The following is a 21,922-nucleotide window of genomic DNA, read 5'->3' as shown; positions in this document are numbered from 1 at the left end:
AAATGATTTCAAAAGACTCCATCGTGGCGCTGTCGAGCGGGCGCCTGCCGGCCGGCATTGCGGTGATCCGGATTTCCGGGCCGCAGAGTCGATTCGCTGTCGAAACGATTGCTGGATCGAAGGTGCCAAACCGCGTTGCCACCTATCGCAAGTTCCGGGCGCCCGACGGATCGGTGCTGGACAGCGGCCTGGTCGTCTTCTTTGCCGGTCCCGACAGTTTTACCGGCGAGGACGTTGCAGAGTTCCATGTGCATGGCGGGCGCGCCGTCGTGGCGAGGATGCTGGAAACGATCGCCTCCTGCGACGGCGTCAGGCATGCCGAGCCTGGCGAATTCACCCGCCGCGCCTTTCTCAACGGCAAGCTCGATCTGGTCGAGACCGAGGCGCTGGCCGATCTCATCAACGCTGAAACCGAGGCGCAGCGGCGCTTTGCCGTTCACAACGCCCAAGGCGTGCAGAGCGAACTCTATCTGGGCTGGCGCAGACGGCTGATCCACGCCCGCGCGATGATCGAGGCCGAGATCGACTTTGCCGACCAGGATGACGTGCCGGGCTCGGTCGCCGATACGGTCTGGTCCGATGTCCGGGCCATGATCGACGAAATCGAGCGCCATGTCGCCGGCTTCCGCGCTGCCGAAATTATCCGCGACGGGTTCGAAGTCGTCATCCTCGGCGCGCCGAATGCCGGCAAGTCCAGCCTGTTCAACGCCCTGGCGCGGCGCGAAGCGGCCATCGTCACCGACGAGCCGGGCACGACCCGCGACCTGCTCGAGGTGGTACTGGACCTGCAAGGGGTGCGGGTCAGGGTAACCGACACCGCCGGTCTGCGGGAGGCGCCCGGCAAGATCGAGGCGATCGGCATCGAGAAGGCCAGGACCAAGGCGCACAGCGCTGATCTGCTGTTGCTGCTGGAGGATCTGGCGGAGCCAATCGCGATCGGTATGCTGCCGGGCGACATTCAGGCGCTGAGGGTCGGAACAAAAATTGACCTGCTGGGGGGCAAATCGCCCTCGCCTGCGGCGCACTATGATTTCGCTATCTCGACGCGGGACGGCACGGGTCTGACCGAACTGCTGGACGAGATCGGGCGTCGTGCCGCAGTCCAGATCGGCAAGGCCGGCGATGTCCTGCCGTCGCGGCTGCGGCACGTCGAGCTGCTCAACGAGACGAAACGCTTCCTGCTCGCAGCAGTGGTCAGTGGTGATCGCGGCCAGGAGCTACGGGCCGAGGAACTGCGCCTGGCGGCGGATCGGCTTGGACGCATCGTTGGGGCGGTCGATGTCGAGGATATGCTGGACGTTATCTTTTCGCAGTTCTGTATCGGCAAATGACTCACGTGAAACATAGGGGAAGGAGCACACCGGGGTGATTCACGTGAAACATGGGCCCAGGAATAGGGGGGACTGTTTCACGCGAAACGATCTCGCTCGTAGCGTCTCCCCTTCTCCCCCAAAGGGGAGAAGGTGGCCGAGCGAAGCTCGGTCGGATGAGGGGTGTTCCAGCCTGGCACCAACAGTGCTCCGTCCAGCACCCCTCAACCGTCTTGGCGCTGCGCGCCAATCCACCTTCTCCCACAAAGGGGGGAGAAGGAAAGACAGGGCGGCGCCAGGCGATCTCTGTCTGCATTGTCGGGGGCAGTCATGCGTCTGAAGGCCCTGCGTCCTTGACAGCGCGTGTCTCCAGGGACATGTGTCGGTCCACTTGAATTCGGGATTCTGAAATGACCAATCACTATGATGTGGTGGTGGTGGGCGGCGGTCATGCTGGTTGCGAGGCGGCTAGTGCGGCCGCGCGGGCTGGCGCCAGAACGGCGCTGGTGACGCTGCGCTTCGACACGATCGGCGTGATGTCTTGCAATCCGGCGATCGGCGGCCTCGGCAAGGGCCACCTGGTTCGCGAGATCGACGCCATGGACGGGCTGATGGGGCGCGTCGCCGATGCCGCAGGCATCCAGTTCCGTTTGCTCAATCGCCGCAAAGGACCGGCGGTGCGCGGGCCACGGACGCAGGCCGACCGAAAACTCTATCGGCTCGCCATGCAGGCGGCGATTCGCGAACAGGCTGGCCTCGATGTCATCGAAGGCGAGGTGCTGGATTTCGAAATCAACGACGGGGAAATCGACGACGGACGCATCGCGGCGGTGCTGCTGGCGGATGGAAGCCGGCTCGCCTGCGGCGCCGTGGTGCTGACGACCGGCACTTTTCTGCGCGGGCTGATCCATATCGGCGAGAAGAAGATCGTCGCCGGCCGCATGAACGAGCAGGCGAGCATCGGCCTGTCGGCGACGATGAGCCGCGCCGGCTTCAAGCTCGGGCGGCTGAAGACCGGCACGCCGCCGCGGCTGGACGGCAGGACGATCGATTGGGCGTCACTGGAGAGCCAGGCGGCGGACGAGGACCCCGTGCCGTTCTCGCTGCTCACCGATCGCATCGAAAATCCGCAGATCCATTGCGGCATCACCCGAACGACCAATGCGACGCACGAGCTGATTCGCGCCAATCTCGGCCGCTCGGCCATGTATTCGGGCTCGATCGAAGGCGTCGGGCCGCGTTATTGCCCGTCGATCGAAGACAAGATCGTCAAGTTCGGTGACCGCGAAGGCCACCAGATCTTTCTGGAGCCGGAAGGGCTGGACGACGACACGGTGTACCCGAACGGCATTTCGACCTCGCTGCCCGAGGACGTGCAACTCGACATCCTGAAGACCATTCCGGGGCTGGAGCGGGCAACCATGCTGCAGCCGGGCTATGCCATCGAGTATGACCATGTCGATCCACGCGAGCTCAAGCCGACGCTGGAAACCAGGCGGATCGCCGGCCTTTTCCTCGCCGGCCAGATCAACGGCACCACCGGCTACGAGGAGGCCGGCGCGCAGGGGCTGCTTGCCGGCTTGAATGCAGCGCGCAAGGCGTCGGCGAGCGAGGAAATCTTGCTCAGCCGCACCGAAGCCTATATCGGCGTGATGGTCGACGATTTGACCAGCCGCGGCATTGCCGAACCCTACCGCATGTTCACCTCGCGGGCCGAGTTCCGGCTATCGCTGCGAGCCGACAACGCCGATGAGCGGCTGACGCCACTGGCGATAAGGCTGGGGATTGCCTCGCCGGAGCGGATGCAGCGGTTCAACAATAGTATGCAAGACCTTGAGAAGGCGCGACAGCTCGCCCTCGGCACCACCATGACCCCCAATGAGGCGGCGCGCCATGGGCTCGAAATCAACCGGGACGGCGTCCGCCGCTCGGCCTATGAGCTGCTGGCCTATCCCGGCGTCGACATCGCCTGGCTGGCGCGAATCGAGCCGGCTTTCGCGGCGATCGACAGCAAAACGGCCGAACGTCTTGAAACGGAAGCCAAATATTCTGTCTATCTCGACCGGCAGCAGGCCGATGTTTCGCAGATCAGGCATGAGGAGAGCAGGCTTATTCCCAAATCGCTCGACTTTGCTTCTGTTCCCGGCCTGTCGAACGAGTTGAAGCAGAAGATGCTGGCACGCCAGCCGCGCTCGATTGCCGATGCGCAACGCATGGAAGGCATGACGCCGGCGGCGCTGGCGATTATTGTCGCCCATGTCCGCAATGCCGAGGCGGCCGCGCGAAAGCAGGTCGCGTGAGCGCAGCGTCCTGGGCAAACCTGCAGGCGGCAGCGGGCCCGGTTTCACGTGAAACATTCGATCGCCTGGTCGAGTTCGAGGCCGTCTTCCGGAAATGGAACCGCCGGATCAATCTGGCCGCGCAATCGACGCAGGACGATGTCTGGCGCCGCCACATCCTCGACAGCGCGCAGCTGGCGCGAATCAAACCAGAGGCGAAGCGCTGGGTCGATCTCGGCTCCGGCGGTGGGTTTCCCGGCCTTGTGCTGGCCTTTTTGCTTGCCGAGCGGGACGGCGCCGGTATCGACCTGGTTGAAAGCAACCGGAAAAAAGCATCGTTCCTGCAAGCGGTCATCGGACAGTTCAGCCTGCCCGCCAAGGTTATCGCGCGCCGCATCGACGACAGCTATCCCCTTGTTCCTGCACCGCAAATCGTCACAGCCAGGGCACTCGCCTCGCTGCCCGACCTGCTCGACCTGGCGGCACCGTGGCTGATCAAGGGTTCGCGCGGCCTGTTTCACAAAGGCCGGGATTACCGCGCCGAAGTGGCAGAAAGCGCTCAACGATGGTCTTTCGATCTGGTAGAACATGCCAGTGCAACCGACGCGCAGGGCGTCATTCTCGAAGTATCCGACTTGCGACAGCACCCTGGCTTGTGACCGGCGACCCAAATGAATTTCTGGCATAGACCCATGATGAAGAACGGCCCCCGAATCATCACCGTCGCCAACCAGAAGGGCGGCGTCGGCAAGACGACGACCGCCATCAATCTGGCCACCGCGCTGGCGGCAATAGGCGAACAGGTGCTGATCGTCGATCTCGACCCGCAGGGCAATGCCAGCACCGGGCTTGGCATCGACCGGCGCGACCGCACCGTCTCGTCCTATGACGTGCTGACCGGCGAACTGGATCTCGAAGCGGCGGCGATCCCGACGGCGGTGCCTGGCCTGTCGATCGTACCGTCGACGCTCGACCTGCTCGGCATCGAGATGGAAATCGCCTCGGCGCCGGATCGAGTGCTGCGGCTGCGCAACGCGCTGCGGGCTTCGGCTGAGCGCTCGGCCAATTTCGGCTATGTGCTGATCGACTGCCCGCCGTCGCTCAACCTGCTGACACTGAATTCGATGGCTGCGGCGGATTCGGTGCTGGTGCCGCTGCAGTGCGAGTTTTTCGCGCTGGAGGGCCTGAGCCAGCTTTTGGAGACGGTCGAGCAGGTGCGCCGCTCGATCAACCCCGACCTGACGATCCAGGGCATCGTGCTGACCATGTTCGACGGGCGCAACAATCTCGCCAACCAGGTGGTGCAGGATGTGCGGGCGCATATGGGCGACAAGGTCTATGAAACCGTCATCCCGCGCAATGTCCGCGTTTCCGAGGCGCCGTCCTACGGCAAACCGGCGATTCTCTACGACCTCAAATGTTCGGGCAGCCAGGCCTATCTGCAGCTTGCTTCGGAAGTCATCCGCCGCGAGCGCAAATTGCGTGCTGCCTGAACAATAAGCCGATTCGACACCGAAACGATCTGGACGGACGATGAACGAAGACCCTTCGAGGAAAAGACTGGGACGGGGACTGGCGGCGCTGATCGGCGAAATCGATCGCCCGGCGGCACCGGAAAAGCCCGGGCTGGCGGCCGACGGCAAGGTGCCGATCGAGTTCCTCAGCCCCAATCCCAAAAACCCGCGCCGGCATTTTGGCGACGCCGACCTGACCGACCTCGCCCAGTCGATCCGCGAACATGGCGTGGTGCAGCCGGTGGTGGCGCGGCCGTCGAAAACCCAAACGGGCCGCTACGAGATCATCGCAGGCGAGCGTCGTTGGCGCGCGGCGCAACGCGCCGGGCTGACCGAAATCCCGATCATCGTACGCGACGTCAACGATCGCACGGCGCTCGAGCTGGCGATAATCGAAAACGTCCAGCGTACCGACCTCAACCCGGTCGAGGAGGCGCTCGGCTACCAGCAGCTGATCGACGACCACGGCTATACCCAAGCCGATCTCGGCCAGGTGATCGGCAAGAGCCGCAGCCATGTCGCCAATACGCTGAGGCTGCTCAAGCTGCCCGACGTCATCCGCGACATGCTGGTCGACGGGGCGCTCTCTGCCGGCCACGCCCGTACCCTGGTGACGGCCAACGACCCGGCCGGGCTTGCCAAGCGGATCATCGACGAGGGGCTTTCGGTGCGCCAGGCCGAGGCGCTGGCGCAAATGCCGGTCGGCGCGCCGGCGGCAAAGCGCCAGCCCGCGCCCCCGCCGCAAAAGGATGCCGACACACTGGCGCTGGAGCGGCTGATGACCAGCACGATCGGCATGATCGTCACGATCGAGCACAACCAGCGCGGCGGCGTGATCAGCGTCGCCTACCGGACGCTGGAGCAGCTCGACGAGCTTTGTCGAAGGCTGAAGCGGGAGTAGGTAGGTTGCTAAAATTAGCCGGCAAAGAACGTTTTGCTGCCGCGCGGTGATTGGCGAAATCGTCGAAGTAGTTAATCTCCTTGAGGGGGAGACGGCCGGCAGGCCAGAAGGGGTCGTCAAATTTCAAGCGCCCACGTCCTCTGTCTTCGCGGAAGGGGCTGGTGTTTTACGCGCTGTGACCCCCTCTGTCGCCTTTGGCGACATCTCCCCCTCAAGGAGGAAGATCAGGTGCGCTGCGCCAGCCTTGCGCTCTCCACTGCGATGCCGAGCAGGGCCTGGCGTGCCAGCGCGACCGACAGATCCGGCCGCCGGCGTGTCTGCAGCACCGCCGTCTGCAGGCGGTTGAGGGCGCGCCCGAGCGCCTCGCTGCTCCAGCGTTCGAGGGCTTTCTCGACCAGCTTGCGCCTGGAGAAAAACACCGGCGGGCGCGCCGCGGCAACGACCGAAGCGGCATTGCGGCCGCCGGCGTCCATCAGGCCGCGCATCGCCTGGATCGCCTGCAACTGCCGCATCGCCGATGAAAGTACCAGAAAGGGCTGGCCGCCGGACTGGCAATGGCGGGTGAAGGCGGTGTCGAAGTCGGCGATCCTGCCTTCGAGCAGGGCGTCGACGGCCGCATCGAAGGAGAGGCCGGACACATCGCCGGATGTCGCCTTGACGTCGTCGAGGCCGATTTCGGCCTGGCCATGCGCATAAAGCACCAGCTTTTCGATTTCACCGCGCGAGGCCAGCCGGTCGCCGCCGAGATTGCGGCGCAGCGCCTGCCGCGCTTCCAGTGTCATCGACATGCCGGCCTTGCGCAGTTCGTCGTCGATGACCGTATCGATATCCCTGGCCTCATCGGCATAGCAAGGCAATGCCATGGCATTGTCCGCCGCCTCCACCACGGCGCGCAGGCCGACGCCCTTCTTCAGGTCGCCGGCCTCGATGAGGATGATGGCGTCCCGCGCGGGCTCCGACGTCAGCGCCTTGACGTCATCGGCAAGCGCCTTCTGAGCGCCGGCGTTGCGCACCCATAGCAGGCGCCGCTCCGAAAACATCGGCACGGTGCGCGCCTCGTCGAGCAGACGGCCCTCGTCGCGATCGACTTCCGATCCGTCCAGCCTGACGACCGAGAACGGATCGTCGAGCGGCAGGCCGGTCTTGCCGGCAAAGGCCTTTGCCCGCTCGGCAACCAGCCCGCGATCGGGACCGTAAAGCAGCACGATCGAGACGCGCGGATCCGGCTTCGCGAGCCATGCATCGACCTCGTATGCTTTCTTTTGTGCCATGGGCGCTGATTAGCATGACGCGGGCGCGGGGTGAACGGCGCCGCCCTCCTTTCCTTCTCCCCCTTGTGGGAGAAGGTGGATTGGCGCGCAGCGCCAAGACGGTTGAGGGGTGCTGGCCGGAGCGCTGTTGGTGCCAAGCTGGAACACCCCTCATCCGACCGAGCTTCGCTCGGCCACCTTCTCCCACAAGGGGAGAAGGAGGTGCTCGTGCCGCCCAACCCGACGCATTGCCTTATCTGGCGGGAAACCCGGCGCAATCATCTCCCAAATTGCGCGCCGGCGCGGAAGATCGACAAGAAATTTCGCCGACATATCTCCATCCTGTCGGCCGCGGGCAGCAGCCAGCGGCAGCGAAGCCTCGCCCGACGAATTGGCACTGGTCTGGCGGTGTGCAAATATCCTGGCCGGGCAACAGTGGAGGACCGAGATCATGGCCGATGCTGGAATGCTGCGCTTCCATGTTCCGGAACCGGAAGTGCGGCCGGGCGGGACGCCGGATTTCTCCAATGTGAGCATTCCAAAGGCTGGCTCGGTGCCGCGCCCGAAGATCGACGTCGACCCGCGCGACATCCGCGATCTGGCCTTCTCGATCATCCGCGTGCTCAACCGCGCCGGCGAGGCGGTCGGGCCGTGGGCAGGGCTGCTTTCGGACGACGAGTTGCTGGAGGGGCTGCGCCATATGATGACGCTGCGCAGCTTCGATGCGCGCATGCAGATGGCGCAGCGCCAGGGCAAGACCTCTTTCTACATGCAGCATCTCGGCGAAGAGGCAGTGAGCTGCGCCTTCCGCAAGGCGCTGTCGCGGGGCGACATGAATTTTCCGACCTATCGGCAGGCCGGCCTGCTCATCGCCGACGGCTACCCGATGGTCACGATGATGAACCAGATCTATTCGAACGAGGCCGATCCGCTGAAAGGGCGGCAATTGCCGATCATGTATTCGTCGAAGGAGCACGGCTTCTTCTCGATCTCCGGCAATCTGGCGACGCAGTACATCCAGGCGGTCGGCTGGGCGATGGCCTCCGCAATCAGCAACGATTCAAAGATCGCCGCCGCCTGGATCGGCGACGGCTCGACCGCCGAGTCCGACTTCCATTCGGCGCTGGTGTTCGCCTCGACCTACAAGGCGCCGGTCGTGCTCAACGTCGTCAACAACCAGTGGGCGATCTCGACCTTCCAGGGCATCGCCCGCGGCGGTTCCGGCACTTTTGCCGCCCGTGGGCTCGGCTTCGGCATCCCGTCGCTGCGCGTCGACGGCAACGACTATCTCGCCGTCCATGCGGTGGCCAAATGGGCGGCGGAACGGGCGCGCAGCAATCTCGGGCCGACGCTGGTCGAATACGTCACTTACCGCGTCGGCGCCCATTCGAGCTCCGACGACCCGTCGGCCTACCGGCCGAAGGCCGAGTCCGATGCCTGGCCGCTCGGCGACCCGATCGTCAGGCTGAAGAACCATCTCATCCAGCGCGGCGTCTGGTCGGACGAACGCCACGCCCAGGCCGAGGCGGAAATCCTCGACACGGTGATTTCGGCGCAGCGGGAGGCCGAGCGCCATGGCACGCTGCATGCCGGCGGCAAGCCCTCGACGCGCGACATGTTCGAGGGCGTCTATGCCGAGATGCCGCCGCATCTCAGGCGCCAGCGCCAACAGGCAGGGGTCTGACCATGCCGCGGCGGACCATGATCGAGGCGATCCGCGACGCCATGGACGTGTCGATGGCGCGCGACAGCCAAGTCATCGTGTTCGGCGAGGATGTCGGCTTCTTCGGCGGCGTCTTCCGCTGCACGCAAGGCCTGCAGGCGAAATACGGCAAGGGCCGCTGCTTCGATGCGCCGATCAGCGAATCCGGCATTGTCGGCGCGGCCATCGGCATGGCCGCCTACGGGCTGAAGCCTTGTGTCGAGGTGCAGTTTGCCGACTATGTTTATCCAGCCTACGACCAGATTGTCTCGGAAGCGGCGCGGCTGCGCTACCGGTCGAACGGCGATTTCACCTGCCCGATCGTCGTGAGAATGCCGACCGGCGGCGGCATTTTCGGCGGCCAGACCCACAGCCAGAGCCCGGAGGCGCTGTTCACCCACGTCTCCGGCCTGAAAGTCGTGGTGCCCTCGAACCCGCATGACGCCAAGGGCTTGCTGATCGCGGCGATCGAGGATCCGGACCCGGTGATCTTCCTGGAGCCGAAGCGGCTTTATAACGGCCCCTTCGACGGTCATCATGAGCGGCCGGTAACGCCATGGTCGAAACATGAGCTCGGCGAGGTTGCCGACGGCCATTACACGGTGCCGCTCGGCAAGGCGGTGATCCGACGGCCGGGTGCGGCAGTCACCGTGCTTGCCTATGGCACGATGGTCTATGTCGCCCAGGCGGCAGCCGAGGAGACCGGCATCGATGCCGAGATCATAGATCTGAGGACACTGCTGCCGCTCGATCTCGAGACGATCGTCGCATCGGTCAACAAGACCGGGCGCTGCGTCATCGTGCACGAGGCGACGCTGACATCGGGGTTCGGCGCCGAACTTTCGGCGCTGGTTCAGGAGAGCTGCTTCTACCATCTGGAAGCGCCGGTGGCGCGGGTCACCGGCTGGGACACGCCCTATCCGCATGCGCAGGAGTGGGACTATTTTCCCGGTCCTGCCCGGCTAGGCCGCGCGCTGGTCGAAACGATGGAAGCCTGAAGAGGGAACGATGGGCGAATATGTCATCAAGCTGCCCGATGTCGGCGAAGGCGTCGCCGAGGCCGAGCTCGTCGAATGGCAGGTCAAGGTCGGCGATCTCGTGCGCGAGGACGCCGTGCTTGCCGCTGTCATGACCGACAAGGCGACGGTCGAAATTCCGTCGCCCGTCGATGGCGAGATCGTCTGGTTGGGCGCCGAGATCGGCGACACGGTGGCGATCGGCTCGCCGATTGTCAGGTTGAAGGTGGCCGGCGAGGGAAATGTGAACGCAGGCGCGAAATCGGCGGAGGGTGAGGCGGCACCTACCCCCACCCCTAGCCCCTCCCCACAAGGGGGAGGGGGACGAGCTTCGGCCGCCAAAGCCGAAGCCAGGTCCAGCTCGCCCTTGGTCGGGCATGTGCCAAGAACCGAGGGCGCACGAACGGCGGATACGGAGTCCTTCTCCCCCTTGTGGGGAGGGGTTAGGGGTGGGGGTACTGCGCCGGCTTTCGGGGGTATAGCGCCGGTCGGTGCGCCGCGCCCCGAGGGAGAAAAGCCACTGGCCTCGCCGGCCGTCCGCCTCAGGGCGAAAGAGGCCGGCATCGACCTTCGGCAGGTCCCGGGAACCGGCCCGGCCGGGCGTATCCGGCACGAGGATATCGAGGCTTTCCTGGCGCGCGGACCCCGGCTCGCCAAGGTTTCCGGCCTTGCCCGCAACGAGGCGGTCGAGGACATCAAGATAGTCGGGCTCAGGCGAAAGATCGCCGAGAAGATGACGCTGGCCAAGTCGCGCATCCCGCATATCACCTATGTCGAGGAGATCGACGTCACCGCGCTCGAGGATTTGCGCGCCGCGCTCAACAAGGAGAAGCGGCCGGGCGCAGACAGGCCGAAGCTGACGCTGCTGCCGTTCCTGATGCGGGCGATGGTCAAGGCAATCGCCGACCAGCCCAATGTCAACGCACTGTTCGACGACGAAGCCGGCATCGTCCACCAGCATGGCGGCGTCCACATCGGCATCGCCGCGCAGACGGCTTCCGGGCTGATGGTGCCGGTGGTCAAGCACGCCGAGGCGCGCGACATCTGGGACTCTGCAGCCGAGGTTGTCAGGCTGGCCGAGGCGGCAAAATCCGGCACGGCGACGCGCGACGAGCTCTCGGGCTCGACCATCACCATCACTTCGCTGGGCGCCATGGGCGGCGTGGCGACGACGCCGGTGATCAATCATCCGGAAGTGGCGATCGTCGGCGTCAACAAGATGATGGTGCGGCCGGTATGGGACGGCAGCCAGTTCATCCCGCGCAAGATGATGAACCTGTCCTCCAGCTTCGACCACCGCGTCGTCGACGGCTGGGATGCAGCGGTATTTATCCAGCGGATAAAGACGCTACTGGAGACGCCGGCGCTGATTTTTGTGGACTGAGGAGATGAGAACGGTCGCAAAGGCCCCCTCGCCCGGCAGCATGGGGCGCCGGGACGCTGGCTCCCCCTTCTCCCCTTGTGGGAGAAGGTGTCGCCGAAGGCGACGGATGAGGGGTGCTCCAGCTTGGCACCTACCGCACTCCGTCCAACACCCCTCATCCGTCTCGGCGCTACGCGCCGATCCACCTTCTCCCACAGGGGGAGAAGGAAAGGTGCGCAGCGGCCGGATGGTGGGGCATTTATCCCCGAAAGGACGCAGCTGACATGAAGGAAATCTCCTGCAAGCTGCTGGTCATCGGCGCCGGTCCGGGCGGCTATGTCTGTGCCATCCGCGCCGGGCAGCTTGGCATCGACACGGTGATCGTCGAGGCAGGCAAACCGGGCGGAACTTGCCTCAATGTCGGCTGCATCCCGTCAAAGGCGCTGATCCATGCAGCCGAAGAGTTCGAAAAGCTCTCGCACATGGCCGGCGGCAAAAGTCCACTCGGCATAACGGTCGCGGCACCGTCGCTTGATCTCGCCGCGACCATTGCCTGGAAAGACGGCATCGTTAGCCGGCTGAACAACGGCGTCGCCGGCCTGCTGAAGAAAGCTGGCGTGAAGACGGTGCATGGCTGGGCGACATTTCGCGACGGCAAGACCGTTGCCGTCGAGACCGAGATCGGCATGCAGGTGATCCGAGCCGAAACGGTCGTGATAGCGACCGGCTCGGCGCCGGTCGAGCTGCCGTCGCTGCCGTTCGGCGGGCCGGTCATTTCGTCGACCGAGGCGCTGGCGCTGAGCGAAGTTCCGGAGAGGCTGGCGGTGGTCGGCGGCGGCTATATCGGGCTGGAACTCGGCATCGCCTTTGCCAAGCTGGGCGCCAAGGTGACCGTGGTCGAGGCGTTGCCGCGCGTGCTGGCGCAATATGATGCGGAACTGACCCGGCCGGTGGTGAAGCGGCTGGCCGAACTCGGCATCGAGGTGCTCGTGAACGCCAAGGCCAAGGGGCTGTCCACTAAGCGCGACGCGCTGCTGGTCGAGACGAATGGCGGCAAGAACGGCAAGATCGCTGCCGACAAGGTGCTGGTCACGGTCGGTCGCAAGCCGGTAACCGAAGGCTGGGGGTTGGAGCAGATCGACCTCGACATGGCCGGACCCTTCATCCGCATCGACGACCAGTGCCGCAGCTCGATGCGCGGCCTCTTTGCCATTGGCGACGTCACCGGCGAGCCGATGCTGGCGCATCGGGCCATGGCGCAAGGCGAAATGGTCGCCGAGATCGTCGCCGGCCACAAGCGCAGCTGGGACAGACGAGCGATCCCGGCTGTCTGTTTCACCGATCCGGAGCTGGTCACCGCAGGCCTGTCGCCGGAGGAGGCCAAGACCCGTGGCGAGATCAAGGTCGGACTGTTTCCCTTCACCGCCAATGGCCGGGCGATGACGAAGTTGGGCGAGGACGGATTCGTCCGGGTAGTGGCGCGGGCGGACAACCATCTGGTGCTTGGCATCCAGGCCGTCGGCCAGGGCGTGTCGGAACTGTCGACGGCGTTTGGGCTGGCGCTGGAGATGGGCGCGACGCTGGAGGACATCGCCGGGACGATCCATGCCCATCCGACACAGGGCGAGGGTTTTCCGGAAGCGGCGCTGAAGGCGCTGGGGCACGCACTGCATGTCTGATGGCTCGCGCTCTCCCCCCTTGAGGGCGAGATGGCCGGCAGGCCAGAGGGGGTCGGTTCGACTGGATGCGACCTCCCTTGCGACAGATGGAGGTTGGCGCTCTACGCGAGGCGACCCCCTCCGTCGCCTTCGGCGACATCTCCCCCTCGAGGGGGGAGATTACGCAGCTCATCCTGCAAGCCGGCTAACCATCTCGTGCTGCGCATAGGCGCGGCCGAAGCGGTTGGCCAGGAACGCGTCGAGCGCGATGTCCTCCTGCTTGATGAAGCCCCTGGCCGGCAAGCTGCCGTCGGTGAGCATGTCGAGCACCGCGCAGATGGCCGATGCGGTGGTGATCTGGATGGCGCTGCGCACCGTTTCGCCGTCGCGCCTGGCGTAGATCTTGTTGGCGTAGGTCTCCTGCAGCAGACGGCCGTTCTTGCGGCCGCTGACGGTGACGAAGACGATAACCACGTCCTGCAGCGTTGCCGGCAGGGCGCTTTCGAAAATGTCCTTCAGCACGTCGCGGCGGTGCCGCAGGCCGAGGTCGTTGAGCAGCGCCTTCATGATCGCCGCATGGCCGGGATAGCGGATGGTGCGGTAGTTCAGCGTGCGCACTCTGCCCTTCAGCGTTTCGGCCAGCGTGCCCAGCCCGCCCGAGGTGTTGAACGCCTCATAGGTGACGCCGTCGAGCGAGAATTCTTCACGCTCCTCGAGCGGCGGCACTTCGATCAGTTCGCCTTCGACGATCGCCTCGCAAGGCTCGCAATATTCGTTGATGACGCCGTCGGTGCTCCAGGTCAGATTGTAGTTCAGCGCATTCGACGGGTACTGCGGCAGCGCGCCGACCCGCATGCGCACGCTTTCCAGCGTGTCGAAGCGGCTGGCGAGATCGTTGGCAACGATCGAGATGAAGCCGGGCGCCAGACCGCATTGCGGGATGAAGGCGCTGTTGCCGGAGCGCGCCAGTTCCTTGACCCGCCTGGTGCTGACGACGTCCTCGGTCAGATCGAGATAGTGCACGCCGGCGCTGGCCGCCGCCTCGGCGATGCGCGTGGTCAGATGGAAGGGCGCGGCGCTGAGCACCGCGAATTTGCCGGCCAGGGCCGCTTCGAGGGTGCCGGCGGCCTCGATGTCGAGTTCCAGCGTCTCGACCGTTTCAGGCAGTTCGGCCGCGCCGAGCTGCGCCGCCGAGCGGTCGACGAGCGTAACATGGTAGTTGCCCGTGGAAGCCAGCATCTCGGCAATGGTCGAGCCGATCTTGCCGGCGCCGACGACGATGATTTCCTTCATGACCGGTCCCTCGCACCAATGCTAAATTCACGGTTAGAATCGCAGCTTGCCTGTCGAAAGGAAGCGTGAGATTGTACGAAACGCAGCCTCTCTTTGGGCAATGTGACGGTAAGGTTCGTCGAAATGCTCAGCGATGCCGACCAGGCTCTGCTTTCCCTGCTGCGCACCAATGCGCGCGCCTCGACCGCAGAACTGGCGCGGCGCCTCGGCGTCTCACGAACGACGGTGCAAAGCCGGATCGAGCGGCTGGAAGAGCGCGGCATCATCGCTGGCTACGGGGTCAGGCTGTCGCCGGATTACGAGCAGGGGCTGGTCAGGGCGCATGTCCTGCTCACCGTCACCCCCAAGCTTGCCGACAAGGTGGTGCGCAGCCTGCAGGCGCTGGCACCGGTTCGCACGCTGCACTCGGTCAGCGGCAATTTCGACATGATCGTCATCGTCGAGGCGCCTTCGATCAGGGATCTCGACACGCTTCTCGACCAGATCGGCGCCATGGACGGAGTCGAGCGCACGTCGTCGTCGATCATCCTGTCGACGCGGATCGACCGCTGAGCGGGCTGGTGTCGCGGGTCCAGACGCTGGCGCGAAGGATCACCGAGCGCAGTGATCGTTCTGGCGCTCTCGCGGCAAAGCGATATAGGCTTCGAAGATGTTGGATGAGACTCGCAGAGGGGCCGCGTCCTCTCGCGCCAAGCTGACAAGTCGCGCGGTCACGCAACGATTTCCAGAGGAGGCCTCCTTGCCCAAGCAATGTTTTGGAAAATCCCATGTGCCGTTGTCGCCGGCGGTCAGGGCCGGCGATTTCGTCTATGTCTCAGGCCAGGTGCCGGTCGGCACAGACGGACTGGTGGTCAAGGGCGGCATCGCCGAACAGACCGAGCAGGTGCTGTCGAACGTCAAGGCGGCACTGGCGCTGGCCGGCTGTACCCTCGACGACGTAGTCAAGACGACGGTCTGGCTCGAAGACGCCCGCGATTTCGGCATCTTCAACACCGTCTATGCCAGGCATTTCCCGAAAGACCCGCCGGCGCGCACGACAGTGGAGTCGCGGCTGATGATCGACATCAAGATCGAGGTCGAGGCCGTTGCCTACAGGCCGGCCTGACGGGAAAGTGGAGACAGGCGCGATGCAATTCGATCTCCTGATAAAAGGCGGCCGCCTCATCGATCCGGCGTCCGGCCTCGACGCGCAGCGCGATCTGGCGATTGCCGACGGCCGTATCGCCGCGATCGACACCGAAATCCCCTTCGAACGTGCCGCCCGCGTCATCGATGCCACGGGCTCGATCGTCGCGCCGGGCCTGATCGACCTGCACAGCCATGTCTATTGGGGCGGCACGTCGCTCGGCGTCGATGCCGACCGGCTCGCCGCAAAGAGCGGCACCACCACCTTCATCGATGCCGGAAGTGCCGGCGCCGGCAATTTCCTCGGCTTTCGCCGCCACGTCATCGAGCGCTCGAAAGTCCGTATTCTGGCTTACGTCAACATTTCCTTTGCCGGCATATTCGGCTTCTCGCAGACCGTGGCGGTCGGCGAGTGCAGCGACCTCCGGCTCTGCGAACCGCGCGAGACGGTAGCGGCGGCTCGCGAGCACGCGGACGTGGTTGTCGGCATCAAGGTCCGCTCGGGTCGCCATGCCGGCGGCACCAGCGGCATCGCGCCGGTCGATCTCGCGCTCGAAGCCGCCGACAAAGCCGGCCTGCCGCTGATGGCGCACATAGACGAGCCGCCGCCGGGCCGCTCGGAAGTGCTGCCGCGGTTGCGCAAGGGCGACATCCTCACCCACTGCTTCCGGCCGTTTCCCAACGCGCCGGTCTTCGCCTCGGGGGCGGTGCGGCCAGATATGCGGCTGGCGCGCGAGCGCGGCGTCATCTTCGATATCGGCCACGGCATGGGCTCGTTCGATTTCGAAGTGGCGAAAGCGATGCTCGGCGAGGGGCTGGCGCCGGACGTGATCAGCAGCGACGTGCATCTCTACTGCGTCGACGGGCCGGCCTTCGACATTCTGGTGTGCATGTCGAAGCTGCTGGCGCTCGGCATGCCGCTGGTCGAGGTGCTGCGCGCCGCGACACAGCGGCCGGCCGAAGCGATCGCCAGGCCCGATCTCGGCAGGCTGGCGGTGGGTGCGGTCGGCGACATCGCGGTGCTGCGGCTGCGTCCGGGCCGCTTCACCTTTGTCGATTCGGTCGGCGCCTCGCTGGTCGCCGAGCAACGGCTGGTCTCGGACGGAATCGTGGTCGGCGGCAGCTGGTGGCCGAACGAGGCGGTGGACGATCTCGGCGAAACCGAGCGTTTCGAAGCGCATGCGCACGACACGCATGTCGAGGTGGCGAGCCGGCATTTCGGGCGTGGGTGATCTCCCCCCTTGAGGCCCCTTGAGGGGGAGATGTCGCCGAAGGCGACAGAGGGGGTCGGTTCGACCGGGCTCGTCTTCCTGCAACGGATGGAGGCTGGCGCTCGACGCGCGGCGACCCCCTCTGGCCTGCCGGCCATCTCCTCCTCAAGGGGGGAGATCACAGCTTCACCGCCCCGCCGCTCCATAAACCGGCGTCGCAATGCCTTCCATCCTCGCCTTGATCTGCAGCGCGACGTACTTCGAATAGAAGCGCGACAGCGCCAGATTGCCGCCGTGGAACCACAGCGCTTCCTGTGCCGTCGGCTTCCACATGTTGCGCAATTCGCCTTGCCATGGACCCGGGTCGCCTTTCACGCCCGAGCCAATCCCCCAGCACGGGCCGACCTTGTTGGCGACTTCGCGCGAGACGATCGCCGCCACCGTTTCGTTCATCGAGAGATAGCCGGTGCAGGCGATGATTGCGTCGGCCGCCAGTTCGGTGCCGTCGTCGAAGAGGATGCCTGTCTGCGTCAGCGACTTGATCCCGACGCCGCTGCGGATGCCGATCTCGCCGTCGATGATCAGGTCGCAAGCGCCGACATCGATGTAGAAGCCCGAGCCGGTGCGGTAGGCCTTCATCAGGAGCCCGGTCTCGTCGTCGCCGAAATCGATGGCGAAGCCGGCGCCGCGCAAACGATCGTAGAAGGCCGCGTCGCGCGCCTTGATGATGTCGTAAAGCGCCCGCTGGCCTTGCGGCAGCAGCGCGAACGGCGTCGAGGCGACGATCATGTCGGCCTTCTCGGTGGTGATGCCGCGGGCCAGCGCCTTTTCCGAAAAGATCTCGAAACCGATCTCCATCAGCGTGTCCGACTTGACCACCGTCGTCGGCGAGCGCTGGACCATCGTCACCTCGGCGCCGCTCTCCCAGAGGTCGACGCTGACGTCATGGCCGGAACTTGCGGCGCCGATGACGGCGACCTTTTTGCCGCGGAATTTCTCGCCGCTGGAATACTGGCTGGAATGCAGGATCTCGCCGTTGAAGACATCGGCACCCGGCAGGTCGATGCGCCTGGGCGGGCCATAGGCGCCGGTCGCAAAGACGATATGCTTCGGCTTTAGCGTGATGCGCTCGCCGGCGCGATCGAGTTCGACCGTCCAGACCCTTTCGGTCTCGTCATAGGACGCGCTCACGCATGTCGTGGAGGTCCAGTAGTTGAGCTCCATGACGCGCGTATACATCTCCAGCCAGTCGCCCATCTTGTCCTTGGGCGTGAACACGGGCCAGTTCTCGGGAAACGGTATGTAGGGCAGATGGTCGTACCAGACCGGGTCGTGCAGCACGAGCGAGCGGTAGCGATTGCGCCAGGAATCGCCGGCCTGAGCGTTCTTCTCGATGACTATGGCCGGCACGGCCAATTGCCGGAGCCGGGCGCCCAGCATGATGCCGCCCTGGCCGCCGCCGATGACCAGGCAATAAGGCTGCTGGCCGGCGCCGAGTTCACGCGTCTCGCGCGCCCTCGCCTCCAGCCAGGTCTCGCGCTCCGGATCGGCCTTGTGGCGGACACCCAGCGGCCGCGCCGGGCCCTTGCGCTCCTCAAACCCCTTGAGATCGCTCATCGCGGTAAACAGTGTCCGGCATTTGCCGTCCCTGAGGCGCATGATGCCTTGGCCCCACGCCGATGACGTCTCGAAAGAAAACCAGGCTTCGATCGTGCCTTCGTCCGAAGTCGCTTCGCCGCTGAGCTGCCACCGGGCAGGTTTTGTCGTTGCCAGCGTCGCCGCCAGCATGTCGCGGATCGCGACGCGGCCCTCCATCGTCCTGACGTTCCAGGTGAAGGTCAAGAGATCGCGCCAGTAGCAGTCCTCGACGAACAAATTGGTTGCCGCCTCGACGTCGCCGGCCTCGAGCGCCCGGGCAAAGGAATCGAGCCAGGTGGCAGCCTGTTTCGTCGGTGCGATGTCGAGCATCTGTCTTGCCTAACTTCCAGTGGCCTTTGCGCTGACCTCATTCTTACCCTTTCCCGGTTCTTTGCGGGAGAGGGTAAGGGCCGTGCAAACAGTCCGGAAGCTAAGGGCGCAGCGTAGGCCGAAGCGACTGCCGCTGCCGTCAGGCCCGCGCGCGGGCCTGATCCGAACCGCTATCCAGCCATGCGAGATCGTGCGGCGAAAGTGAGATGTCGAGCGCCTGGAGGCTGTCTTCCAACTCGTCGAGCGTGCGCGGCCCGATCAGCGGGACGGACGGAAACGGCTGCGCCAGCACATAGGCGAGCGCGACGTGGATCGGGCTTTTGCCCAGCCGTTTGGCGAGCTCGATGGCGCGGTCGCGACGGCCGAAATTCCTCTCCGAATACCAGACCCGGACCAGCTCCTCATTATCGCGCCGGTCGCGCCCGGCGCGGTCGGTGAAGAAGCCGCGGCCCTGGCTCGACCAGGCGAAATTCGGCATCTGCCGGGCGGCGAGCCAGGCCTTCCATTCGTCGCTGGAGGAGGTGACGCAGCCTGCCCAGATCGGCTCCAGCATCTCGGCCAGCGAGAAATTGTTGGAAAGCGCGCCGGGCTTCTGCTTGCCGGTGCGCTCGGCATAGGCAATCGCCTTGTCCATGCGGTCCATCGTCCAGTTCGAGCCGCCGAACGGACCGCGAATGCGGCCGGCCTTGACCTCGCGGTCCATCGCATCGACGAACTCGTCGACCGGCACGTCCGGATTGTCGCGGTGCATGAAATAGACGTCGATATGGTCGGTCTGCAGCCGTTCGAGCGACTGGGTGAGCTGCTTGCCGATGACGTCGGGATAGCAGAGCGGCGAGTGCGCGCCCTTGCCGATGACCACCGACTGCTCGCGCACGCCGCGGTTCTTCAGCCACTGGCCGAGCAGCGTCTCGGTATAGCCGGAACCGTAGACGAAGGCGGTGTCGAACAGATTGCCGCCGGCCTCGAAATAGGCATCGAGCAGGATGGCGCCCGACGAAAAGGTGCGGAAATCCTCGAAGCCGAGCGCCAGGCACGAGGCCGGCCGCGGCAGGCCCGGAATGCTGCGCTTGGGGATGGCGGTTCCGCCGGAGCGCAGCTTCCGTCCGGAGATCGTGTTGACGCGCTTTGCCGGTTTCTCGATGTCGTATTCGAGCCCGATTGCGGCCCGCCATTTGTCGAGCACGCGCAGATTGCCGAGACTGTCGGCCCAGCCCATGCCGGGCCAGGCGAACTCCTGCTTTCCGCCGAGAATGGCCTCGCCGGCGGCGTCGACCTCAAATGCGTACAGCCAGCCGTCCTCCGTGACCTCGACCACCTCGGTGTCACCCGGACGGATGATGCGGATTTCGCCGGTGCCGCCTTGCTGGCCGCCGGCATACCAGAAATCCGCCACCTCGATGCGGCCTTTGCTGCCGAGAATACGCAAGACATTGTCCTGAGCGAGCGAGATGCTGCAGGACACTTCCGCGACGATGCCGCCCGGAAAATGCAACAGCGCCGACGCCCATTCGTCGACGCCGGATTGGCCGAGATGCGCAGCGCCGACGACTTTGTCCGGCTCGGCGAAGGGCTTTCCCACTGCTGCGCCGGCAATCAGCCGCGCCATCGAGACGGGATAACCGCCGACATCGAGAATGCCGCCGCCGGCGAGATCCTTGGCGTAAAGCCGGTGCTCCGGCATGAAGCCCGGCATGGCGAAGCCGAAGCTGGATTTGATCATCTTGATGTCGCCGATCGCGCCGGCCCTGATCAGCTCGACCAGCTTGGCCGTCTGCGGATGCAGCCGGTACATGAAGGCTTCGCCGAGAAAGGTGCCGGCCTTGCGCGCGGCATGGATCATGGCGTCGGCTTCGAATGCGGTCAGGCCAAGCGGCTTTTCGCAAAGCACGTGCTTTCCGGCCTCGGCCGCCTTGATCGCCCATTCGGCATGGCTCGGATGCGGCGTCGAAATATAGATCGCGTCGACATCCGGATCGCCAACCAAAGCCTCGTAGCCGTCCAGGATGCGGGCGCCGGGGAAAGCCTCGGTGAGCCCCGACTTGCCGGGATTGCGCGCCCCTAAGGCGACCAATGTGCCGGTGCGCGAATGGGCGACGCCCCCGGCAAAAGCCTTGGCGATGTTGCCGGGCCCGAGAATGCCCCAGCGAACTTTTTCTGGTTTGGACGTCATGTCAAATCTCCGTGGGGTGGCCGCGAGCAATCGCGATCGGACAAAAGAAAGATGGGTTAGCGAATGCGTGCGCCGGTGGCGTCGAAGAGAAGCGAGCGGTCGGCTTTGATCGACACCACCAGGTCGTCGCCGTTCGCGCGATGCCGCGAGGCCTCGCGCTCGATGATCAGTTCCTCGCGTCCGCCACCGGTACCGGAATTGGCATAGACATAGCTCACCGATCCCAAGTGCTCGGCGACGTCGGCCTTGAGGGTAAGGTCGCAATCGCCCTGGCCGGCGTCGAAGAAATGCTCCGGCCGCACGCCAAGCACAACATCGCCGCCTGTTGCAGGCAAGGCATCCGAAAGCGGCTTGCGCAGTCGCGCGCCGCGATGATTGACCAGTTGGACGACCGCCGCACCGTTGTCGGCCCCGACCATTTTTGCCGCCAGGAAGTTCATTTTCGGCGAGCCGACGAAGCCGGCAACGAAGCGGTTGGCGGGGTCGTCGTAGAGATCGAGCGGCGCGCCGATCTGCTCGATATTGCCGGCGTTGAGCACAACGATCCTGTCGGCCAGCGTCATTGCCTCGGTCTGGTCGTGCGTCACATAGACCATGGTAACGCCGAGTTCCTTATGAAGGCGCGATATCTCGACGCGCATCTGCACCCGGAGCTCGGCATCGAGATTGCTGAGCGGTTCGTCGAACAGGAACACTTGCGGCTCACGCACGATGGCGCGGCCGATGGCGACGCGCTGGCGCTGGCCGCCCGACAATTGCCGCGGCCGCCGCTTCATCAGCTCGGCGATACGCAGGATTTCGGAAGCCCGCTTCACCCGCCGCTCGGTATCTGCCTTGGGGTTGCCGGTCATTCTCAGGCCGAAGCTCAGATTCTGCTCGACCGTCATGTGCGGATAGAGCGCGTAGGACTGGAACACCATGGCGATGCCGCGATCGGCCGCCTCGACGTCGTTCACCACCTTGCCGCCAATGGCGATCTCGCCGTCGCTGATGTCCTCGAGTCCGGCGATCATCCGAAGCAGCGTGGACTTGCCGCAGCCGGAAGGGCCGACGAAGACGACGAATTCGCCGTCATCGATGTCGATATTGGCACCGTGGACGATCTCGAAGACGCCGAAGCGCTTGATGACGTTTTTGAGTGTGACTGCCGCCATGCTGA

The 21,922-nt window shown here is 65.0% G+C and carries 17 protein-coding genes; 12 read left to right on the top strand and 5 right to left on the bottom strand.

Annotation, left to right across the window (positions count from 1 at the left end; genetic code table 11):
• The first annotated feature begins 2 nt into the window (after positions 1-2).
• The 5 genes from mnmE to NKH90_RS21535 all read left to right on the top strand — a co-directional run bounded on the left by mnmE (position 3) and on the right by NKH90_RS21535 (position 6,004).
• Positions 3-1,331 (top strand): tRNA uridine-5-carboxymethylaminomethyl(34) synthesis GTPase MnmE, encoded by a 1,329-nt coding sequence (gene mnmE / locus NKH90_RS21555; protein WP_352820773.1) that lies wholly within the window; start codon positions 3-5, stop codon positions 1,329-1,331.
• Between the two features lie 389 nt (positions 1,332-1,720).
• On the top strand, positions 1,721-3,610 hold the full coding sequence (gene mnmG / locus NKH90_RS21550) for a tRNA uridine-5-carboxymethylaminomethyl(34) synthesis enzyme MnmG (RefSeq protein WP_352820771.1): 1,890 nt from the start codon (positions 1,721-1,723) through the stop codon (positions 3,608-3,610).
• The gene (gene rsmG, locus NKH90_RS21545) at positions 3,607-4,248 is read left to right on the top strand and encodes a 16S rRNA (guanine(527)-N(7))-methyltransferase RsmG (RefSeq protein ID WP_352820770.1); all 642 of its coding nucleotides are present in this window, start codon (positions 3,607-3,609) and stop codon (positions 4,246-4,248) included. Before mnmG ends, rsmG begins: the two co-directional genes overlap by 4 nt.
• A gap of 33 nt (positions 4,249-4,281) precedes the next feature.
• Positions 4,282-5,082 (top strand): ParA family protein, encoded by an 801-nt coding sequence (locus NKH90_RS21540; RefSeq protein WP_084642633.1) that lies wholly within the window; start codon positions 4,282-4,284, stop codon positions 5,080-5,082.
• Positions 5,083-5,122: 40 nt separating this feature from the next.
• Positions 5,123-6,004 (top strand): ParB/RepB/Spo0J family partition protein, encoded by an 882-nt coding sequence (locus NKH90_RS21535; protein ID WP_352820768.1) that lies wholly within the window; start codon positions 5,123-5,125, stop codon positions 6,002-6,004.
• Positions 6,005-6,228: 224 nt separating this feature from the next.
• Here NKH90_RS21535 and holA read toward each other — a convergent pair whose 3' ends face one another.
• Entirely contained in the window at positions 6,229-7,275 is a 1,047-nt protein-coding gene (gene holA, locus NKH90_RS21530) for a DNA polymerase III subunit delta (RefSeq protein ID WP_352614672.1), read from the bottom strand.
• 430 nt (positions 7,276-7,705) lie between these two features.
• On the opposite strand from holA, the gene NKH90_RS21525 reads away from it, so the two are divergent.
• From NKH90_RS21525 to lpdA, 4 genes are all read left to right on the top strand, one after another.
• Positions 7,706-8,938 (top strand): 3-methyl-2-oxobutanoate dehydrogenase (2-methylpropanoyl-transferring) subunit alpha, encoded by a 1,233-nt coding sequence (locus NKH90_RS21525; protein ID WP_352818028.1) that lies wholly within the window; start codon positions 7,706-7,708, stop codon positions 8,936-8,938.
• A 2-nt stretch (positions 8,939-8,940) separates the two neighbouring features.
• Positions 8,941-9,954, top strand: a complete 1,014-nt coding sequence (locus NKH90_RS21520; protein ID WP_352770114.1) for an alpha-ketoacid dehydrogenase subunit beta — start codon at positions 8,941-8,943, stop codon at positions 9,952-9,954.
• 10 nt (positions 9,955-9,964) lie between these two features.
• The gene (locus NKH90_RS21515) at positions 9,965-11,356 is read left to right on the top strand and encodes a dihydrolipoamide acetyltransferase family protein (RefSeq protein ID WP_352820766.1); all 1,392 of its coding nucleotides are present in this window, start codon (positions 9,965-9,967) and stop codon (positions 11,354-11,356) included.
• 263 nt (positions 11,357-11,619) lie between these two features.
• Positions 11,620-13,014 carry a dihydrolipoyl dehydrogenase gene (gene lpdA, locus NKH90_RS21510; RefSeq protein WP_352820764.1) on the top strand — a complete coding sequence of 465 codons (1,395 nt, stop codon included), beginning with the start codon at positions 11,620-11,622 and terminating at the stop codon, positions 13,012-13,014.
• Between the two features lie 168 nt (positions 13,015-13,182).
• Here lpdA and NKH90_RS21505 read toward each other — a convergent pair whose 3' ends face one another.
• Entirely contained in the window at positions 13,183-14,286 is a 1,104-nt protein-coding gene (locus tag NKH90_RS21505) for a saccharopine dehydrogenase family protein (protein WP_352820762.1), read from the bottom strand.
• A 123-nt stretch (positions 14,287-14,409) separates the two neighbouring features.
• Between NKH90_RS21505 and NKH90_RS21500 the strand changes: the two genes are divergently transcribed.
• The 3 genes from NKH90_RS21500 to NKH90_RS21490 all read left to right on the top strand — a co-directional run bounded on the left by NKH90_RS21500 (position 14,410) and on the right by NKH90_RS21490 (position 16,643).
• Positions 14,410-14,838 carry an Lrp/AsnC family transcriptional regulator gene (locus NKH90_RS21500; protein ID WP_352770106.1) on the top strand — a complete coding sequence of 143 codons (429 nt, stop codon included), beginning with the start codon at positions 14,410-14,412 and terminating at the stop codon, positions 14,836-14,838.
• 187 nt (positions 14,839-15,025) lie between these two features.
• Positions 15,026-15,391, top strand: a complete 366-nt coding sequence (locus tag NKH90_RS21495; protein WP_023675940.1) for a RidA family protein — start codon at positions 15,026-15,028, stop codon at positions 15,389-15,391.
• Between the two features lie 22 nt (positions 15,392-15,413).
• The gene (locus NKH90_RS21490; RefSeq protein WP_352614663.1) at positions 15,414-16,643 is read left to right on the top strand and encodes an amidohydrolase/deacetylase family metallohydrolase; all 1,230 of its coding nucleotides are present in this window, start codon (positions 15,414-15,416) and stop codon (positions 16,641-16,643) included.
• Between the two features lie 165 nt (positions 16,644-16,808).
• On the opposite strand, the gene NKH90_RS21485 is transcribed toward NKH90_RS21490, so the two are convergent.
• From NKH90_RS21485 to NKH90_RS21475, 3 genes are all read right to left on the bottom strand, one after another.
• Positions 16,809-18,590, bottom strand: a complete 1,782-nt coding sequence (locus NKH90_RS21485) for an NAD(P)-binding domain-containing protein (RefSeq protein WP_352614661.1) — start codon at positions 18,588-18,590, stop codon at positions 16,809-16,811.
• 139 nt (positions 18,591-18,729) lie between these two features.
• Complete coding sequence (locus NKH90_RS21480; RefSeq protein WP_352820761.1) at positions 18,730-20,763, bottom strand: aldo/keto reductase; 2,034 nt, start codon at positions 20,761-20,763, stop codon at positions 18,730-18,732.
• Between the two features lie 56 nt (positions 20,764-20,819).
• Positions 20,820-21,917, bottom strand: coding sequence for an ABC transporter ATP-binding protein (locus NKH90_RS21475; RefSeq protein WP_352820759.1), 1,098 nt, complete (start codon positions 21,915-21,917; stop codon positions 20,820-20,822).
• Positions 21,918-21,922: the final 5 nt, after the last annotated feature.

The sequence above is a fragment of the Mesorhizobium sp. M0898 genome, from assembly GCF_040319695.1.
In the GTDB taxonomy this organism is placed as follows: Bacteria; Pseudomonadota; Alphaproteobacteria; order Rhizobiales; family Rhizobiaceae; genus Mesorhizobium.
This window is presented reverse-complemented; position numbering and strand designations above follow the sequence as displayed.

Excerpts from the sequence above, each read along its gene's own strand:
- mnmE (WP_352820773.1), top strand. The coding sequence starts at position 3 with ATGATTTCAAAAGACTCCATCGTGGCGCTGTCGAGCGGGCGCCTGCCG.
- mnmG (WP_352820771.1), top strand. The coding sequence starts at position 1,721 with ATGACCAATCACTATGATGTGGTGGTGGTGGGCGGCGGTCATGCTGGT.
- NKH90_RS21540 (WP_084642633.1), top strand. The coding sequence starts at position 4,282 with ATGATGAAGAACGGCCCCCGAATCATCACCGTCGCCAACCAGAAGGGC.
- NKH90_RS21535 (WP_352820768.1), top strand. The coding sequence starts at position 5,123 with ATGAACGAAGACCCTTCGAGGAAAAGACTGGGACGGGGACTGGCGGCG.
- holA (WP_352614672.1), bottom strand. The coding sequence starts at position 7,275 with ATGGCACAAAAGAAAGCATACGAGGTCGATGCATGGCTCGCGAAGCCG.
- NKH90_RS21525 (WP_352818028.1), top strand. The coding sequence starts at position 7,706 with ATGGCCGATGCTGGAATGCTGCGCTTCCATGTTCCGGAACCGGAAGTG.
- NKH90_RS21520 (WP_352770114.1), top strand. The coding sequence starts at position 8,941 with ATGCCGCGGCGGACCATGATCGAGGCGATCCGCGACGCCATGGACGTG.
- NKH90_RS21515 (WP_352820766.1), top strand. The coding sequence starts at position 9,965 with ATGGGCGAATATGTCATCAAGCTGCCCGATGTCGGCGAAGGCGTCGCC.
- lpdA (WP_352820764.1), top strand. The coding sequence starts at position 11,620 with ATGAAGGAAATCTCCTGCAAGCTGCTGGTCATCGGCGCCGGTCCGGGC.
- NKH90_RS21505 (WP_352820762.1), bottom strand. The coding sequence starts at position 14,286 with ATGAAGGAAATCATCGTCGTCGGCGCCGGCAAGATCGGCTCGACCATT.
- NKH90_RS21500 (WP_352770106.1), top strand. The coding sequence starts at position 14,410 with ATGCTCAGCGATGCCGACCAGGCTCTGCTTTCCCTGCTGCGCACCAAT.
- NKH90_RS21490 (WP_352614663.1), top strand. The coding sequence starts at position 15,414 with ATGCAATTCGATCTCCTGATAAAAGGCGGCCGCCTCATCGATCCGGCG.
- NKH90_RS21485 (WP_352614661.1), bottom strand. The coding sequence starts at position 18,590 with ATGCTCGACATCGCACCGACGAAACAGGCTGCCACCTGGCTCGATTCC.
- NKH90_RS21480 (WP_352820761.1), bottom strand. The coding sequence starts at position 20,763 with ATGACGTCCAAACCAGAAAAAGTTCGCTGGGGCATTCTCGGGCCCGGC.
- NKH90_RS21475 (WP_352820759.1), bottom strand. The coding sequence starts at position 21,917 with ATGGCGGCAGTCACACTCAAAAACGTCATCAAGCGCTTCGGCGTCTTC.